Annotated in this window: 13 protein-coding genes and 1 pseudogene; 9 read left to right on the top strand and 5 right to left on the bottom strand. The window is 51.2% G+C overall.

Features of this window, described 5'->3' with window-relative positions; translation table 11 throughout:
• Positions 1-21: 21 nt before the first annotated feature.
• Complete coding sequence (gene lepB / locus LGT44_RS09540) at positions 22-852, bottom strand: signal peptidase I (protein WP_225691723.1); 831 nt, start codon at positions 850-852, stop codon at positions 22-24.
• Positions 853-955: 103 nt separating this feature from the next.
• Here lepB and LGT44_RS09535 point away from each other — a divergent pair, with 103 nt between their 5' ends.
• On the top strand, positions 956-2020 hold the full coding sequence (locus LGT44_RS09535; protein ID WP_230330642.1) for an alpha/beta fold hydrolase: 1065 nt from the start codon (positions 956-958) through the stop codon (positions 2018-2020).
• 3 nt (positions 2021-2023) lie between these two features.
• On the opposite strand, the gene LGT44_RS09530 is transcribed toward LGT44_RS09535, so the two are convergent.
• Positions 2024-2908 carry a LysR family transcriptional regulator gene (locus tag LGT44_RS09530; RefSeq protein ID WP_230330643.1) on the bottom strand — a complete coding sequence of 295 codons (885 nt, stop codon included), beginning with the start codon at positions 2906-2908 and terminating at the stop codon, positions 2024-2026.
• 122 nt (positions 2909-3030) lie between these two features.
• On the opposite strand from LGT44_RS09530, the gene LGT44_RS09525 reads away from it, so the two are divergent.
• Genes LGT44_RS09525 through LGT44_RS09515 form a run of 3 tightly spaced genes read left to right on the top strand, consistent with a single transcriptional unit; the run spans position 3031 to position 4610 of the window.
• Positions 3031-3774, top strand: coding sequence for an NAD(P)H-dependent oxidoreductase (locus LGT44_RS09525; protein WP_230330644.1), 744 nt, complete (start codon positions 3031-3033; stop codon positions 3772-3774).
• An 18-nt stretch (positions 3775-3792) separates the two neighbouring features.
• Entirely contained in the window at positions 3793-3972 is a 180-nt protein-coding gene (locus LGT44_RS09520; protein ID WP_145469425.1) for a hypothetical protein, read from the top strand.
• A 53-nt stretch (positions 3973-4025) separates the two neighbouring features.
• The gene (locus LGT44_RS09515) at positions 4026-4610 is read left to right on the top strand and encodes an NAD(P)H-dependent oxidoreductase (RefSeq protein ID WP_230330645.1); all 585 of its coding nucleotides are present in this window, start codon (positions 4026-4028) and stop codon (positions 4608-4610) included.
• Here LGT44_RS09515 and LGT44_RS09510 read toward each other — a convergent pair whose 3' ends face one another.
• Positions 4611-5939, bottom strand: coding sequence for a hemolysin family protein (locus LGT44_RS09510; protein WP_230330646.1), 1329 nt, complete (start codon positions 5937-5939; stop codon positions 4611-4613).
• A gap of 104 nt (positions 5940-6043) precedes the next feature.
• Positions 6044-7420, bottom strand: a complete 1377-nt coding sequence (locus tag LGT44_RS09505) for a deoxyguanosinetriphosphate triphosphohydrolase (RefSeq protein ID WP_230330647.1) — start codon at positions 7418-7420, stop codon at positions 6044-6046.
• 195 nt (positions 7421-7615) lie between these two features.
• Here LGT44_RS09505 and LGT44_RS09500 point away from each other — a divergent pair.
• Positions 7616-9826 (top strand): annotated as a pseudogene (locus tag LGT44_RS09500) (efflux RND transporter permease subunit); the annotation flags it as partial.
• 45 nt (positions 9827-9871) lie between these two features.
• On the opposite strand, the gene LGT44_RS09495 reads toward LGT44_RS09500, so the two are convergent.
• Complete coding sequence (locus LGT44_RS09495; RefSeq protein ID WP_145469422.1) at positions 9872-10561, bottom strand: MarC family protein; 690 nt, start codon at positions 10559-10561, stop codon at positions 9872-9874.
• Positions 10562-10796: 235 nt separating this feature from the next.
• Here LGT44_RS09495 and LGT44_RS09490 point away from each other — a divergent pair, with 235 nt between their 5' ends.
• The 4 genes from LGT44_RS09490 (at position 10797) to LGT44_RS09475 (ending at position 17641) form a co-directional block, all read left to right on the top strand.
• Positions 10797-13109, top strand: coding sequence for a hypothetical protein (locus LGT44_RS09490; RefSeq protein ID WP_230330648.1), 2313 nt, complete (start codon positions 10797-10799; stop codon positions 13107-13109).
• A 1117-nt stretch (positions 13110-14226) separates the two neighbouring features.
• Positions 14227-15147 carry a hypothetical protein gene (locus tag LGT44_RS09485; protein WP_230330649.1) on the top strand — a complete coding sequence of 307 codons (921 nt, stop codon included), beginning with the start codon at positions 14227-14229 and terminating at the stop codon, positions 15145-15147.
• 149 nt (positions 15148-15296) lie between these two features.
• A complete protein-coding gene (locus LGT44_RS09480) occupies positions 15297-15587 on the top strand; it encodes a hypothetical protein (RefSeq protein ID WP_230330650.1) in 291 nt (96 codons plus the stop codon).
• Entirely contained in the window at positions 15584-17641 is a 2058-nt protein-coding gene (locus LGT44_RS09475) for an AAA family ATPase (RefSeq protein ID WP_230330651.1), read from the top strand. Before LGT44_RS09480 ends, LGT44_RS09475 begins: the two co-directional genes overlap by 4 nt.
• Positions 17642-17862: the final 221 nt, after the last annotated feature.

The raw sequence follows: 17862 nt of genomic DNA, 5'->3' as shown, positions 1-17862 counted from the left end.
AACGTATCGTCTAAGTGTAGATCAGTCGATCCACTTATTGCGGCCAAATGATGGAATATCACCCCAGCTTTCCCAGTGCATCCACACAGCCACCGCTTTACCGACAATATTTTTCTCCGGTACAAAGCCCCAGCCGCGGCTGTCATGGCTGTTACCACGGTTGTCACCCATCATAAAGTAACTGCCTTCCGGTACATCCCACTCGCCTTCCGGCCCGGCCCAGACCACGGTCTGATTAGTACGCGGGTCACGCCCCACCATCCACTGCACCGTAGCATCAGCAGAATCCAGCTGTTCCTGCGCCAGATACTTCAGCGGACGGTAAGGAGGCTCGCCACCCAGCTCATGGGTTTCGATGATTTCACCGTTCACCTTCAACTGCCGGTTACGGTATTCAATATGGTCACCCGGCAGGCCAATAACCCGTTTAATAAAGTAACGAGGGTCATCCGGTGGGAAAAACACCATCACATCACCGCGCTGCGGCTCACTGACCGGCACCAGTGTGGTACCGAACACCGGCATACGCAGACCGTAATGGAACTTACTGACCAGAATAAAATCCCCTTTTACCAGACCCGGCTCCATCGAACCGGATGGAATCTGAAAAGGCTCAGCGACAAACGAACGCAGAACAAAGACAATGGCCAGAACAGGGAAGAAAGACTTCGATTGCTCGATAATAAACGGCTCGGTTTCAGCCTCATGAATGTCTTCCGGGTGAGCACGCTCAGCGATGAGTGCATCCGCACGCGCTTTACGGCGCTTGGCCAGCCAGAATTTATCGACGCCGGCAATCACGCCGGTGCCCAGGGTAAGCACCATCAGTATCAGGGGAAAATCGATATCCATAGCTCTGCACTTATAACTACAATCTATAAAGTTCCGCATTCTAACCGCCGCGCGGTCACAAGGCGAGCGAGTATCAAAGACCCCAATATGGAGACAAGGTTGCATGACCCACATCCGCACCCCCGATGGCATTGAGCTGGCCTACGAAAGAATGGGCAATCCGGCTGATCCGGCTGTGATCCTGATTATGGGTTTAGGCGCACAAATGCGGATCTGGCCAGACAGCCTGTGTCAGGCTCTGGTTGATAAAGGCTATCAGGTCGTTCGCTTCGATAACCGCGACGTTGGCCGCTCATCACAGATGGATCATCACGGCAACCCCAGCCTGCTTGCCACCTGGCTGGTCACCAAACTCAAACGCAAAGCACAGGTGCCCTACACGCTGAAAGATATGTCGCGTGATGTGCTGGCGTTAATGGATGAGCTGGAGATCGACAGCGCTCATCTGGTTGGTGCCTCAATGGGCGGCATGATTGCCCAGATTCTCGCCGCCAAACATAAAAAGCGGGTACGCAGTCTGACTTCCATTATGTCGTCGGCCACCAGCCCCGGCCTGCCCGACGCCAAACTGAAAGTGCTGCTGCAACTGGCCAAGCGCCCGACACCGTTTAACCGCGAGGCGTCCATCCGCTATACCATGCGTATGAACCGTTTAATCGGCAGCCCGGCCTACCCGATGGATGAAATGGAACTGCGCGCACTAGCCGAAACCAGTTTTGAGCGCACCACCAATCCCACCGGCTTCAAACGCCAGCTGGTTGCCATTACCGCCGCCGGTGACCGCAGCCACCTGCTGCGTAAAATCAAACTGCCAACACTGGTGATTCATGGCACCGACGATCCGTTAATTCCGGTGCGCATGGGCGAAGATACCGCCGCCGCCATCCGCAAAGCCAAGCTGAAAGTCATTCAGGGCATGGGCCACGACCTGCCACCGGCACTGGTGCCGCAGCTGGCAAAAATGATGGGAAAACACCTGAAAAAGGCTGAAAAACGCTGGAAGAAAAAACAGGAAAAAGAACGCCTGCGGGCCATGGAAGAAGCGGCTGCCGGAACGTCCGAAAACAGCCCTGCGGCAAACAACCCGGCAGAAGACAACGCGGCACAAAGCACGACTCCTCTGCCGCCAGCGGCCGAAGTTATCGAATTACGCGCCGGACGCAGCTGAGCTTCAGCCGCGCACCCGCGCCTTCATAAAGTCGATAAAGCAACGCACCGCCGGGCGCAGATATTCGCGCTCGGCATACACCAGGTACAGCGGCGCATCCTGCCAGTAACCCGGCAGCACAACCTGCAGTCGTCCGGCCTGCAAATCAGCGGCGATATCGAGCTGCGATTTGTAGGCAATCCCCAGACCGGCCAGCGCCCATTCGCGCACCAGTGCCCCATCGCTGGCACTGCGGTTACCGCTGACCGTCAGATCGCTCTGATTGCCCTGCTCATCATAGAAGTGCCAGTGATCATAACGCTCGCCGCGCAGGAAAAAGGTCAGGCAATTATGCTGTTTTAACGCCTCCAGCTGCTGCGGCATTCCCGCCCGTTGCAGATATGCCGGTGCGGCACAAAGCAACCGGCGGTTATCCAACAGGCGCGTGGCGATCAGCCCGGAATCACTCAGCTGACCGTAACGCAGTGCCACATCCACCGGATCACGGTAAAAATTACTCAGCTCATCACTCAGACTCAGCTGCAGCTGCACCTGCGGGTACAGTGCCTGAAAATCATTCAGCGCCGGTTGCAGCCAGTGCCGCCCCAGATCAGAAGGCGCAGAAATGCTCAGCTGCCCGGCCACATGATGCAGCTCACCGTCCAGCAAACCGCGACCTTCCTGCAGCAGACTGAGCGCCTTGCGCGCATAGGCCAGAAACAACGTACCTTCCCGCGTCAGCCGTAATGAGCGGGTTGAACGGCTGAACAGGCGCGCGCCCAGCTGCAGTTCAAGCCGCTTTAATGCCGCACTGGCCACCGCCGGGCTGCAGTCCAGCACCCGCGCAGCGGCCGATAAACTGCCTGCATCGGCCACCTGAATAAACAGCTCCAGATCGGCGAGATTCATTAATGCCTCCATTTAACAGCCACTATCAAAATATTTTTGAAAGTAACTCAAACGTTATCGTCTTTTTCAATCTCAAACAATAAATAGACTGGGCATATTCCACTCCATCCGAGGAACACGATATGTCCGCCCACGAAGCAACAACCCAGCGCTCTCAAATCACTCAACCTGCTAATAACCAGTCTGCAGACAACAGGCAGGAAGCCCTGCGCCAGCAGATTCTGCAGGCATTCCGCTTCCGCCATGCCTGCAAAACCTTTGATCCGGCCCGAAAAATCAGCAGCGAAGACTTTGCCACCATTATCGAAGCCGGACGCCTGTCACCCAGCTCTTTTGGCTTCGAGCCCTGGCAGTTTCTGCTGATTCAGAATCCGCAATTGCGCGAGCAACTGAGCGAAAACAGCTGGGGCGGTAAACGCCAGTTTGCCAGTGCCAGCCACGTGTTAATTGGCATGGTGCGCCGCGCTCCGGGCGTGCGTCATGACTCTGATTACATCCGCCATATGATGACCGAGGTGCAGCAACTGCCTGCGGAAGTGGTGAATGCAAAAGGCGGCTTCTTCCGCACCTTTCAGGAACAGGATTTCAACCTGCTGGAATCTGAACGCAGCCTGACCGACTGGGCCACCCATCAGACGTATCTGCCACTGGCCAACATGATGACAGTGGCCGCTCTTCTGGGTATCGACTCCTGCCCGATCGAAGGTTTTGTGCAGGAAGTCTGGGAGCAGCAACTGCAGGAGCTTACCGGTGTTGATAACACTATGTTCAAACCGGTCTGGGCACTGGCGCTGGGCTATCGCCTGACAGAACCAGGAGAGAAAACCCGCCGTCCGCTGGGCGATGTATTACACCGTTTTGATTAGGACCTGACAGGAGGCCATATGAGCACAGCCGTTTACTGCATTCCCGTACGGACAATGTTTCGCCATATCCGTACCTGCCGCCGTCACAACAAAGACTGGCAACTGAGTCTGGAGCGTCATTGTTTATTGCTGCGCACTCATGCAGACAGCAACGGCCAGGCCTGCGCCTACCGTTCCCGGCTGCCTTATTTATTGTGACGACAACCCATTGTTAACCGCAAAACAACCGCCGCTGACCGGCAGAGGTATAAATGAATATTCTGATTCTGACCACCAACCCCAAACTGTACGCCGCCAAAGGCGAATTAAATGCCACCCTTGCAGCATTAACCGAGGGCTTCGCACGGCGTCAGGGACATTCCGTTCAGGTGCGTAATCTGGCAGCGATTAAAGCTGTTGGCGGCTGGAACATCGAAGAAGAAATAGAGCATCTGCACTGGGCCGATGCCATTGTTTACCATTTTCCTATCTGGTGGTTTGGTGCGCCGGCGCTGTTAAAAGAATACTTTGATGAAGTATTGCAGCACCGTAAAACCTTTTTAATTACCGATATTTATGGCGAAGGCGGACAGCTGGGCGGCAAGGCTTTTATGCTGGTTGTTACTTCCAATATGAAAGCCAGCGACCTGGGCGCCTGTCCGGTGCTGGAAAATTATCAGCATATTGATGACGTTCTGGTACAGCCCATTCTCACCAACCGTTACCTGGGTCTGCGTGAACAATGGCCAACCTTTCACGCCGACAATGTAATTGCCGGCGATACCAGCCATCTGGAACAGAATTTTATTGCCCATCTGCAGCAGGTTATTCCGGCCGCAAAACAGGCAATAAAATGATTACAACGGCCCGCTGATATGGTTTGTCTGCGGGCTGTCGTTTTCTTTAATACGTGACACCATCAGCTGATCGACGCGCAGGTTATCAATGTCCATCGCCTCAAATTTAAAACCGGCAAAGGTAATAAAATCGGTCCGTTTCGGAATACGTTTCAGGCGGTAAATTAAAAATCCGGCGACGGTTTCATACTGGCCGTTATCCGGAAAATCATCGATATCCAGCTCCAGCACCCGTGCCAGATCGACCACCGGGGTGCTGCCATCCACCAGCCAGGAGCTGGCATCACGGCGGACAATCTGTTCGTCACCACTGGACGCGACCAGATCGCCCATAAAGCTGTTCATTAAATCTTTGACCGTCAGAATGCCCACCACCAGCGCATATTCATTCAATACCACGGCAAACGGCTGTGCAGTGGTTTTAAAGGCGTTAAGGCCTTCGGCCAGGGTCAGGGTGTCGGGTAAATACAGCAGCTCGCGTTCGATCATATCGTCGCCAATCTGCGCCTGTTCCCCTTTTAATACCTTGCGCAGAATTTCTTTCGACTCGACCGCACCCACCAGCTTATCCAGCGAGCCATCACAGATTAAAAACCAGTTGTGCGGATGCTCGATAATTTTGGCGCTGATATCTGCACTGCTGTCGTTAATATCGAAATAGACAATCTGCTCACGCATGGTCATCGCCGTTGGCAGCGTGCGCCCTTCCAGCTCAAACACATTACCAATCAGATGGTATTCCTGCTGCTGCAGACTGCCGTGCTCGGCACCGGCATCCATCATGGCAACAATATCGTCGGTGGTGACCGTATCTTCCCGCTGCATCGGCAAGCCAAACAGGCGCAGCAACAAGTTGGTCAGGCTGTTAAATAACATCACCAGAGGCTTAAGTAACTGCGTAACCCAACGCATCGGCGTGACGACTTTCATCGCCATGGTTTCCGGAATAATCATGCCCAGACGCTTCGGCAGCAGATCGGCAAACAGAATAAACAGCGAGGTAACCGTGGTAAAAGACAGTACAAAGCTGATCTGTTCCAGCATCGGGCCCTGATAAAACAGCTGCAGCAGATTCTGAAAATACGGCGTCAGGGTCTGCTCACCGACAATACCGCCCATGATGGCAATCGCATTCAGGGCGATCTGTATCATGGCAAAAAAAGCACCGGGCTCTTCCTGCAAACGCAGTACGGCTTCAGCCTGCTCGTTACCTTCATCGGCCAGTACCCGTAATTTGATTTTACGTGCCGCAGCGATGGATATTTCCGACACCGCAAACAGCCCGCTGAGTACAATCAGCAGCGCTATCAGTAATAATTCGTTAATCATCAGAGCACCTCACCGGCGCAAAAAAAGAAGAAAAAATACGGCGCTGATTATCAGCCGCCTGCACAGCAACAGCAACGATAAAACAACAGCATAACCCGGCGTTGTTAAAATCCACGCCCCGGTGGCTGGTAACCGGAAAACTGCCGGGCAATCTGAGCGGCATAGCTGTCGGTCATGCCGGAGATAAAATCCAGCGCGCGCATGTAGGCTTCGTACAGGCTCCAATCGGCCTGTGGCGCCGAACGGCCCATTAATTCCAGCACGCGCTGATTACGGAAGGTCGCCTGACCATCCAGTACGCGTTCACGCACGGCACTTAAAAAGGCCTCAAGCAATACCCCCAGGGTTGAATAAGAGCCGATTTCCACCGCCAGTTTACGGCTGTCTTTAAAAATCCGCTCCCGTGCCATATTTTTAGCGCCCTGCACAACGGCCTTAACCACCGGCGGGCAGTAATCAATCAGATCGCCCTGCAGCGTACCGCACAGTAACGCCTGCTCGTTACGGATAAAGGCCTGGCTGGCAGCCGTAACCAAAACTTCCATCGCCATACCGCGCAACACCTGTAAACGCCGGCGCAGGTTATCGGCCTGCTCCAGTTCGGCCTGAGCCAGGTCCCAGTGATCGGCCAGTAACGGCTTAAGCAGAGCTTCCACTTCATCGTAGCGCAGCAGATCCATTTCGATACCATCTTCCAGATCGATCAGGCCGTAACAGATATCGTCCGCCGCTTCGAGCAGATACACCAGCGGATGGCGCGCCCAGTAGTCCGGCTTTAATTCCAGCAAACCAAGACGCCCGGCAATCTCACGCAGCAGCGGTAATTCGGTCTGATAACAGCCGAACTTTTTCGCCTCGCCGCGCTGCACATAATCCACCGTCCAGGGGTATTTGAGAAAAGCACCCAAGGTACCGTAGGTTAAACGCATACCGCCCTGAAAACGGTGCGACTCTACCTGAGTAACAATGCGGAAACCCTGCGCATTGCCTTCAAAGGTCTGCAGGTCTGCACGCTGCAGTGGTGTCAGTTCCTGCAGGAAATGTGCATTTTCCTCCGCGCGGAACCAGTGACGGATAGCATCTTCCCCGGTATGGCCATAGGGCGGATTACCAATATCGTGGGCCAGACAGGCGGCCTGCACCAGTGCGCCAACATCGCTGGCATCAATGCCGGCCGGTAAGCGCTCACCCAGCGCCTGACCAACCCGGGTACCCAGCGAGCGGCCAACACAACCAACTTCCAGACTGTGGGTCAGACGACTGTGTACGTGGTCATTTTCCGATAACGGATGCACCTGGGTTTTGCGGTCAAGGCGACGGAACGCCGAAGAAAAAATAATGCGGTCATAATCTTTATGAAACGGCGTACGCCCGGGTTCCAGCGCAAAACCCAGCGAACCCTGACGCTCACCGGAACGGGCGGCCGATAATAATTGCTGCCAGTTCATGCTGGGTACTGCCTGATCGTTACTGCCGTTCATGCTGTTCTTCCTGTTTGTTGCTTTTTGTTGCTGTATCAGACTGAAAGTCTGCCCCAGTATAGCGGCGAGAGCCTGAGGCGCCCATCGCTATACGCCTGAAGAGGTATCCGAATGGCGGAATTCCCCCTTGTGGGCAGGCCTGACCGGCCTACAATCGGCCGACAATAATAATTTCTGCCTGCAGGCATTTTCACCATGATCCAAAGCTACCTACAGTGGGTTATCAGCCACCCGCGCCGCGTTGTGTTTTTTACCCTGTTAATCGTTGCCCTGCTTGCCAGCGGCGTACTGAAGCTGAGCTTTACCAGCGATTTCCGCACCTATTTCGGCCCGGAAAATCCGCAGTTAAAGGCCTTTGAAGCCATGGAACGCACTTATTCGAATCAGGATAATATTTATTTTCTGGTGCAGAACCCCAACGGCAGCCTGTTTACCCCACAGGGGCTGACCCTGATAGAACAACTGACAGAACGCGGCTGGCAGCTGCCCTATTCGCAGCGGGTCGACTCGCTGCAGAATTATCAGCACACTCAGGTTGATGGCGATGATCTGCTGATTAACGATTTTTACCGCACAGAAGAATTAACGGAAGATTTATCCGGCCTGCAACAACTGGCTGTTTCATTACCCGAACTGCTGCATAAATTAATCTCCGCCGATGGCGGCACCTCCGGCGTTAATGTGCGCTTTTTATTACCGGAAGGAAAAAGCGCCGAAAAATCCCCGGAGGTGGTATACGCCGCCCGCGCCCTGGCCGATGAATTCCGCGCCCGCTACCCGGATTTCAGGATTATGCTCAGCGGTTCGCTGGTTTCCAATGTCACCATGGGCGAAGCCATTCATCAGGATATTCAGTCATTATTGCTGGTGTCTTATCTGGTAATGATCAGCATTATGCTGCTGACCCTGCGTACGCTGTCGGGCACCCTGCTGATTCTCGGCATTATCAGTTTCTCGGTGGTTTCCACCATGGGCCTGTTCGGCTGGCTGGGTTATACCCTGACACCGCCCACCGGTTTTGTACCCACCGCCATTATGACCATCGCCGTCGCCGATACCGTGCATATTCTGGTGTCGTATTATTTTGCCCTGCGCCACGGCCAGCCACGGCAGCAGGCACTGCTTAACAGCATGAGGCTGAATTTCTCCCCGGTTTTAATCACCAGTATTACCACCATGGTCGGCGTACTCTGCCTGAATACCAGCGACTCTCCGCCTTACCGTGACATGGGTAATATGATTGCCGCCGGGGTATTTTTTGCCTGGGCCTTTGCCCTCACCTTTCTGCCCGCCATGCTGGCGTTACTGCCGGTTCCGGAAAAATTACGCGCCGAAAATAACTACCAGTGGATTGACCGTCTGGCCGATCTGATTGTGCGTCATCATAAAGGTCTGCTGCTCAGCATGCTGCTGATTGTCGCCGCCTGTGCCAGCCAGATCAGCCGCAACGAAATTACTGAACGCTGGCACGAATTTTTTGACGAAAGTTTTGAAGTGCGCCAGACCAACGACATGATCGACCGGGAGCTGGGCGGCCTGCATCTTCTGTTTATGATTGCCGACAGCCAGCAGGCGGAAGGCATTAATAATGTTGACTATCTGCAGCAACTGGAAGCCTTCAGCCAGTGGCTGCGCGCTCAGCCCGAGGTCGTGCATGTCAGCAGCCTGACCGACATCATTAAACGCCTTAATCAGAATTTAAACGGCGGCGATCCGGCCTTTTACCGCGTGCCCGACTCCGCCGAAGCGGCAGCGCAGTATTTATTGCTGTACGAACTGTCGTTACCGCTGGGGCTGGGTCTGGACGATACGGTCAATAATGACCGCTCATCTTCACGTCTGCAGGTGCGTTTATACCGCTCCGATTCGGTCAATATTATCCGCGTCGAACAGGCCGCCATTGCCTGGGCACAGCAACATGCACCGCTGTTGCATCTGAGCGAAGCCACCGGCCTGGATGTGGTGTTCGCCAACCTTACCTTCCGCAATATTCATGGCATGTTGCAGGGCACCGGTATTGCGCTGGTATTAATTTCGCTGCTGCTGATTGCCGCCCTGCGGTCGTGGAAAATGGGCTTAATCAGCATGATTCCGAATATTTTGCCTGCGGCGATGGCCTACGGTTTATGGGGCATGATCAGCGGTCTGGTCGATACCGCCACCTCGGTGGTGGTCTGTCTCAGCCTTGGCATTGTGGTGGATGACACCGTGCATTTTCTCAGTAAATACCAGCACGCACGCAAGGTGCTGACGATGCAGGCGGCCGATGCCATACGCTATGCGTTTCACACCGTCGGCGTGGCGCTGCTGATTACTTCAGCCATTCTGGTCGGCGGTTTTGCCGTGCTGGAATTTTCGCACTTTAATCCGAGCACCAATATGGGCAACCTGCTGGCGTTGTCGATTGCCGTGGCACTGCTGATTGATTTTCTGCTGTTGCCGCCGCTGTTATTACTGCTCGACCGTGGTGATGCCGGGCGCAACAGAAGCGGCCGCGGCGGCGTCAGCACTATGGCTGAGCAGACCACTCCCGGCGATACCATCAAACACGAACTGGACCGCCAGAGCGCATAATAAAACGCCCATCACGCGCGTGATGACCTGCATGCCGGTTACGCCCAGCAGCTGAGTTAACCGGCTGGCCGCCAGCAGGCACAACAGCGAGATCAGCATAACGGTTAACAACGCGGCCAGTACCGATAACTGCGCAGTCAGGTCATCGCTGGCCTGCGCCATCAGCAGCATCACCGCGCCCATGGTGCCGGGCCCGGCAATTAACGGCAGCGCCAGCGGAAACACCGCCACATCACCGCGCCGGCGGGCTTCGGCTTCTTCCAGCGGCGTGGTGCTGATGGCGCCGGAATTACGCGCAAACACCATATCCAGACCAATCAACAGCAGCATAATGCCACCGGCGGTGCGCAGTGCCGCCAGCGAAATACCCAGCGTATGCAGCACCAGATCGCCGACCAGCGCAAACAGCAGCAGTACGCCACTGGCAATCAGCACACCGCGCCAGGCCATGCGCCGTTTCTCCTGCTGGCTGGCATGCAGAGTGATGGCCGCATAAATCGCCGCCACATCCACCGGGCCGACGGTGGCAAACAAGGTTGCCAGTGCCAGCAAAAAACTGTCGTCCATCCCTCTCTCTCCGCTTGGTTTAATCGTCAGCTCTGTGGCCGCTATCGGGCGGATAAAATACGCCACCCTGAGCTTTTAGCACAAACGTACTAGCGTAGTTCAGGCCAACCCGCCGAAGCCTCCATCATAGGCTTGTCGCCCCATACAGCAAGGCATAGCGTGATACAGCCGCTGGCCGCTTCTGCCGGCCAGCGGCGCATTCTTACCAACAATAATAATCAGGGGCCTAGCCACCATGACAATCAAATACCCAACCCGCGGAGGGCTGGCATTGCTGGCCGTACCGCTGCTGCTCAGCGGCTGCATTACCGAACTGCCCGGTGAATTTCCCGATCAGGAAACGCTCTGTACTTTCGACGCCAGCCGCGAAGCACAGCGTGCGGCCTCGGCGGCCAGCTTTCCACAACCGGAGATTCAGCAATTACTGGTCAATGGCGAACTGCGCTGGAGTGCCGGTTCTGCCAATACTGCACAACTGAATGCCGGTGACGAAGTTACCTTAAAAGGCAGCGGCTTTGGTGGCGGAACCGACATCGACTTCTCAAAAGTCATGCTCGGCAATACCCGTATTCTGGAAACCGACCTGCGCATGTTCACCCAGTACCTGGCCATTAACGATCAGGTGAATTTTGAAAGCGACGAGCAGTTCGACAGCTGGGATAAAAACATTCTCAGCTGGAACGACAGCGAAATCCGCTTCCGCGTACCCGACCACGCCAGCAGCGGGCCGTTAATTGTGCAGATACAAAAGCGCACCGGGTTTAATGAATCATTAAAACATCCGGGCCAGGCGCATAACGTGATTGATGCACAAACCTCACGCATTATTTCCGATACTTTTGAGCACGACTGCGATGTGGTCTCGACCCTGAGCGATGCAAAATCCACCACGCCGATAGCCGTCAGCGTTAATAACCCTGGCTTTGAGCAACTGGTGGAAAAAGGCCGTCAGGCTTTCTGGTCTTACGATTACAACATCGGTGTAGCGCACAGCGTGCGCAAACTCGACTGGAATGCGATTTTTAATTACAAAGCCAACGACCCGATTACCGGCGGTAAAGCCGACCCGGCGAAACTCTTTGGTGCAGTAAAAACCGTACGCGGTGAAGTACCGGACGAAGCCATCGACGATGTGTATTTTAATTCCTACCCGATGGCGACACCGATTCCCGGCTTTTTAACCACACAACCGGCGAAATTCAAAGGCAATACCCGCGACAGCGGCTGGGTGGGTTACCGCTACGCCGAAGCCAGCGAGCCTTATAAAGGCAATGGCGAATGGATTGGTTTTAACTGTGCCTCCTGCCACGGCTATAAAGTCAGTTATGAAAAAGCACCGGGCCAGGCCATCAGCAAAGTGATTCCGGGTTTACCTAACCCCAACTGGTCGATGAAATGGACAGTTCTGCAAACCCTCACCAACACCTTCGACGGTATTTATACCAGCGAAGAAGGCCCGAGCTGGAACAGCGGTAAAAAAGACATCGCCAAAGATATGCTGCTTTACCATATGCCCGCCGGTGCCGGTGAACACAATATGGTGCGCGTGGTTGGCGAAGGCAGCCATACCGACAACGACTACCAGTTCTCACCCATTGCCATTCCGAACGTGACCAATTACATGGCCATCCGCCGTTCGTTATCGCACACTGAATCCTATGTGGGTTTTGAAGGCTCTTATATTCATTCCGAAGAACCGGACGGCGCCCAGGGTGCCATGAGCAAAGAATGGCTCGAAGCCCTGACCGCCTATATGACCACCCTCGATCAGGACGACGATGACCTGCGCAACGTCGGTTTATACCGCTGGCTGAAATACAGCAATAAACTCAGCGCGCAAACCGGCACTGCTCAGTTAAGCGAAGGGGAATTTGTACAGAGTGGCTGGCAACAATACGCCGATGTCAGCGCCGCGGTTAACCGTGGTAAGGCCACTTATGAGCGCGACTGCAGCAGCTGCCACAGCGACGGCGTAGGTGCCAATACCAACGAGAAGATGGTACGGCTGGATGAAGTCGGCCGCTTCTTTACCCCGACTATTTATCAGAAAGAAACCGAATCGGTGCGCGCGACTTTCCTGCGCGATCTGTACTGGACTCAGCACCGTGGTTTATTGTCGGACGGCCATGTGCGCAACCTCGAAGATCTGGTCAGCCCGCAACGCTGCACACCGGGCAGCAACCTGTATAACAACTACTACACCCTGCACGCACCGGTACGCCCGGATGCCGGTGGCCCGGATCATGTCACGCCATTCCCCGACCTGAACCGCAAAGGCGATGTGTTCCGTGTACCTAAATCGAAATATTTAACCAAGCTGGATAAAGGCTACAAACGTAACCTCTTTATCGAGCGGCATAAATATTTTGTCAGCGTACCCTGGGATAAAGACCACTATTACTGGGATTACCAGAAAATGCGTACCGAATACGGCCCGGATGAAATGGGCACCGCCGAGCCGATTGGCATGCCAGCAGCTCCGCACCCGTGGTGTGCGCAGAACAGCGCTGAGGTGGATGATTTAGTGCAGTATTTGCTGACGCTTTAATTTTTTCGCGCAAGTGCGCGGGAGAATTTAAGCAGAATTATCTGCACTGAGATGTAATAAAACCGGAGTGTCTGCTGTTGAGTGCAGCAGAGGCTCCGGTTTTTTTATGGCTGCGATTTGTAGCCGGGCAGTACGGTTTGGGATGAATGGTTTTTGAGGTGGGAATGGCCTGTAGTGGTTTTGTGGGAGTGCCTTTGTGGAAGCGGCTGTAGGAGCGGCTGTAGGAGCGGCTTTTAGCCGCGATACTGTTTCAGTGGCCGCTGCGCGGGCTGGCTTAATTAATTCAAAGCCAATGCGGGGCAAGCCCCTGCGCCCCAATCCGGGGAACTTCTCCCCGGGCCCCTGCTTCGCGCTGTGCAGGACTTAATCCGCTCTGAATAATCCTGCGATCTCGGTACCGCGAATAATGGGCCGTCCATGGCCCTATTCGCTCGCCCGGCATCCATGCCGGGACGTACCGGCGCAGCATTATTCAAACCGGCGTCCTGCAGGCGCATAAAACCATAACGCAAAGCCACTCTTCAGAACGAATATCTGCTTTCGTTGAAAAGCCCCATATCAGTTCAGGCGCAGCGTTGTAGGAGCGGATCTTATCCGCGACATGGCCAGCCATACGCTCACTCCGAAATGTAGGGTGGGCACTGCCCACCAAAGCTATTGTCGTCATTTGCCACTTGTAACCAAATCTATCAACAGATTGAACCTCCTCCCAAACTTCAGTACTCTCGAACCACAGCAGGGAGGCAGCTATACACTTAACGGACAGATATCCAATCCGATCCCCCTCCCCGCCTGAAACCCCTATATCAAACATGCGCTACTCCTGCCCTGCGCTTATAAGGACGGGCGGCAGCGTGTCTGGAATAAAAAGAGCAGATAAAAGCTGTTTTCTGCCGGAAATTGATAACGCCCCAAGTACAAAGATCAGTTCAGGGTAAAAATGCGCTTGCGTGTTCATATCCTGACAAGAAAGGAAATAACGATGATTTTCCAGCCCGAACAGTGGGTTAGGCTGGGAATCTGAATAAGGGCTTAGGTGTATTAATGAGCATGCCTACTAAGAAACTGTTATGGCAGGCCACAGCGTAGAAGGCACATTGGACTTTGGAATTAATAAATGATCCAGACTAAATACGGAACTTTTGACGGGGATTCATGGGAAGACCTGTGTCAACTAGTTTTCAAATCAAAGTATAAAGATCAACAATACCAAGAGATGGTTGCATCCCCTGGTGATTTCGGGATCGAAGGCTTTACGAAATTAGACGGCGTGGCATTTCAGTGTTATTGCCCCGATACCCACTACACTCAAAAAGAATTGTACGAAAAGCAGAGAGACAAAATAACTAAGGACCTTGAGAAGCTTCGATCCTACGAAAATGAAATATCTCGTCGAATGGGGAATACGAAAATTAGGGAGTGGGTTTTCGTTACTCCGCTAATCACCGACAATAAATTGCTAAGTCATGCGCAAACGAAGCAAGTAGAGGTTGTCAAATGGGGACTCTCCATTATAGACCCTGAATTCAAAGTTATTCTGCAAGACGCTGATTATTTTGCTACGGAAATTAACACAATACAAACAGCGAAAGGGAAAAAAATCACTCTTTTTTCCGCATTAGAATTAGAAAGCCAAGCAGAAGAACAAGAAGTCTCAGAATATGAAAAAAATATTAGCAAGAAGAATAAAGTTCGCTGTACATTCAATGGAGTTTTAGATGAAGAAAAGCATCTAAAATTGAATCGCATAACATCAAGTAAATGGCTAAAAAACGATCCATTCCTAAAAGAAATAGAGAAAAACGCTTCGGAAATCTACTTTCACGTGTTGAGAGCAATAAATCAGTACGAAAGTGAAGTAGAAGAGTTGTGTATAACTTGGCGCGGAGATGCTGAAGAATTGATATCTAAGGTTCGAGACGAATTAGCCCAAAGATTAAGTGAGGCAACACCTACTTTAGGAGAGGCAGAGATATACCGGATAGCTGATCAAATGACGTCTAAATGGATTGCATTGTGTCCGTTAGGTATTGAATGATGAGTAAACTTACATTTCACAGAAAGCCTATGCCTCTTATGGCTGAGCATAGGCCTATCTATAAAATCACCCAACTATTACTGGTATTATATCTCTCATCACGAGGAAAGAAGTCTAGCCTAATTCGACTACATTTATTCAGCTGGGTTTTGAAAGATGAGATAAGAAAGAAAATGTTGTTAGAGTCGGCGAACCAAAACCAAATTTTATTTGGGGTATGGGGGGTTGATCCAGCAGTCAATATATCACTTCAGTATGCTGAAGCTGAAGGGCTGATTAGTAAATCTGGACTTTCATATAAGTTAACTCAAGATGGCGCCAAATACGTTTCAGAAATTGATAGTGAGATGGCTTTCAAAGATGATTACTTTTTTCTTCAGTCAATAGGTTCAAAAATAACTGAAGGCATGGTGGAAAATATTATTAGGGAATGGGAATGATTGGTTTGCACTTAGAGAAATTTAAAATAGTTCTCAATACGACCGGCGGTGAATACGGTTTTGAATGTGAATTTAAATCTGGATTAAACATTGTGCGCGGTAATAATTCCTCTGGCAAAAGCACATTGGTTAATTCTCTTATCTATTCTCTTGGTATGGAGGAAATTCTTGGTGGGAAAGGTGAAAAGACCTTGCCTTATGCATTAAAGGAATATGTTGAAGGTGAAAAGAAGGATAAGATAAGGATAGTATCATCTTATGTTTACTTACAGATCTCAAATAAAAATAGTGATGTTGTAACTCTAAAAAGAGCGATTAACTCTACTGATAAAGATACGAAACTAATCGAGGTGATACATGGGGATTATCTTTCGGGGAAAAATCGAGAATTTGATATATATCCTAAGTATTTGCATGATAAAGGCTCAGCACAGAACGCTGAATCGGGGTATTTTACATTCCTTGAGAATTTCGTCGGTTTAAGTCTTCCTTTCGTTCCTGGTGCCAATGGTGGTGAGATAAAACTTTATATTCAAACTATTTTTTCAGCGCTCCTAATTGAGCAAAAGAGAGGGTGGACTGATTACATAGCTAATACACCCTATTACGCTATCCGTGATGTGAGAACAAAAATCGTTGAATTTATTCTGGGGTTGGATGTTTTCGAAAACGAAAGACTCAAATCAACTTTGATGTCAGACTTGACTAATATTCAATCAAAATGGTCGGAGGAGAAGGTTAAAATTGGATTGTTGGAAGAGGACCAGTCTATCAATGTGATAGGTATTAAACGCACAGCAGACGATATGTTTGACCCACAACTAGTCAGAATTACGAAGCAAGTTGGAGATGCTACCTTCTCGCTAAGTGATTACATTGTTGAATTGGTAAGAAAAATTGAGGCTATTGACGAGGCTAAGAATAAAACAAGAGATGATGTTTCTATCGATTTGATAGAGGCATATGAGAGTTCAAAAGCAGAATTAGACCAGCTAGTTTCTATGCTTGATTCCGCTAATGCGGAGATTCGGCTTTCCAAATCAAGGCTGACTGAGTATTTATCACTTAGATCAGAAATAGAAAAAGACTTAGAAAAAAACAAGATTGCTAAAAAACTCAAAAACTTTGGTGCCGAGAGTGGTTTGAGCCTTGCGCTTGATAGTTGTCCGGCTTGTCATCAACACGTAGATGACTCCTTGTTTTTAGCAGATACCCTTATACAGCCGATGAGTATTGACGAAAATGTAAGGTACCTCGATAGTCAGAAAAAGATGGTATCTAGGTATATTTTAGGGTTAGAAAAAACAATTACAAAATTAGAGTCTCAAGCTCGTGAATATTCAGAAAATGTTTCTGATAAGCGTGCAGTATGCTTGAGCTTTAAAAAGCAGATACGGTTATCTGGCAATGCAGAAGAGGCTGACTTAAGAGTTAAACTACAACTTGAACTTAAAGTGGAAAGCCTCTTAAAAGCAGAAAGGATCATAAACAGTTCGGTCAGTAATTTAGTAAATTTCAGCAATGAGTTTCGGAATATTAAGGCCGAGTTATCAGGCTTGCCGGAACGAAAATCATCTGCTGAGGATGTCAAGAAATATAATAAATTTCAGAATCATTTCCGAAGCTATGCGAGCCTTTTTGGCTATAAGAGTGCGCCAACTTCAGATATAGAAATAAATAGAGACACATTGTTTCCATATTTGGCAGGGCTGGAGTTGAGAGAAGTAAATACGGATATAAAATCTGATTCTTCAGCAAGTGACTTTGTGAGGCTCATCTGGGCTTACTTACTAGCAGTATATTCGGCTTCAGAAGAGTTAGGCGGGAATCACCCTGGATTAGTTCTTTTGGATGAGCCAGGTCAGCATTCTATGGGGGTCACAAGTGTAAATGCACTTTTGACGAATATCTCTAAACAGAGAAATATTCAAGGTATTGTGGCTGCATCTTTTGATGAGAGTGATGAAGTATTTGATGAGTCTGTGCTCGGAGTAAATCATCACTTAATAGAGTGCGGCTACAAGCTTTTGAAACCTGTGAGTCAAATGCCATAACAAACGCCTGCAACCTGACCTTGATCTTCCCCCGCTTTAACGGACACCAAAGTCAAACTGACGAGGTGTGACCCTGCCCCGCGTTAACGGACACCACCAAAGCATCCGTTAAAGCATCACTCCACTCCTCTGCACTCCAAAAACCCTGATCTGAACTCGGTTCAGGGCTTTTCTCCCCGCGCCAGACGCGCATTAATATCGGCAATCACACCCGGTAAATC

The sequence above is a fragment of the Thalassolituus alkanivorans genome, from assembly GCF_020447205.1.
Classification (GTDB): Bacteria; Pseudomonadota; Gammaproteobacteria; order Pseudomonadales; family Oceanobacteraceae; genus Venatoribacter; species Venatoribacter alkanivorans.
Note: the sequence above shows the minus strand (reverse complement) of the source record. Positions and strands in the feature narration are given on the sequence as shown.

What these genes read in the sequence shown, in the direction of transcription:
- lepB (WP_225691723.1), bottom strand. Translation starts at nt 852, where the DNA reads ATGGATATCGATTTTCCCCTGATACTGATGGTGCTTACCCTGGGCACC.
- LGT44_RS09535 (WP_230330642.1), top strand. Translation starts at nt 956, where the DNA reads ATGACCCACATCCGCACCCCCGATGGCATTGAGCTGGCCTACGAAAGA.
- LGT44_RS09530 (WP_230330643.1), bottom strand. Translation starts at nt 2,908, where the DNA reads ATGAATCTCGCCGATCTGGAGCTGTTTATTCAGGTGGCCGATGCAGGC.
- LGT44_RS09525 (WP_230330644.1), top strand. Translation starts at nt 3,031, where the DNA reads ATGTCCGCCCACGAAGCAACAACCCAGCGCTCTCAAATCACTCAACCT.
- LGT44_RS09520 (WP_145469425.1), top strand. Translation starts at nt 3,793, where the DNA reads ATGAGCACAGCCGTTTACTGCATTCCCGTACGGACAATGTTTCGCCAT.
- LGT44_RS09515 (WP_230330645.1), top strand. Translation starts at nt 4,026, where the DNA reads ATGAATATTCTGATTCTGACCACCAACCCCAAACTGTACGCCGCCAAA.
- LGT44_RS09510 (WP_230330646.1), bottom strand. Translation starts at nt 5,939, where the DNA reads ATGATTAACGAATTATTACTGATAGCGCTGCTGATTGTACTCAGCGGG.
- LGT44_RS09505 (WP_230330647.1), bottom strand. Translation starts at nt 7,420, where the DNA reads ATGAACGGCAGTAACGATCAGGCAGTACCCAGCATGAACTGGCAGCAA.
- LGT44_RS09495 (WP_145469422.1), bottom strand. Translation starts at nt 10,561, where the DNA reads ATGGACGACAGTTTTTTGCTGGCACTGGCAACCTTGTTTGCCACCGTC.
- LGT44_RS09490 (WP_230330648.1), top strand. Translation starts at nt 10,797, where the DNA reads ATGACAATCAAATACCCAACCCGCGGAGGGCTGGCATTGCTGGCCGTA.
- LGT44_RS09485 (WP_230330649.1), top strand. Translation starts at nt 14,227, where the DNA reads ATGATCCAGACTAAATACGGAACTTTTGACGGGGATTCATGGGAAGAC.
- LGT44_RS09475 (WP_230330651.1), top strand. Translation starts at nt 15,584, where the DNA reads ATGATTGGTTTGCACTTAGAGAAATTTAAAATAGTTCTCAATACGACC.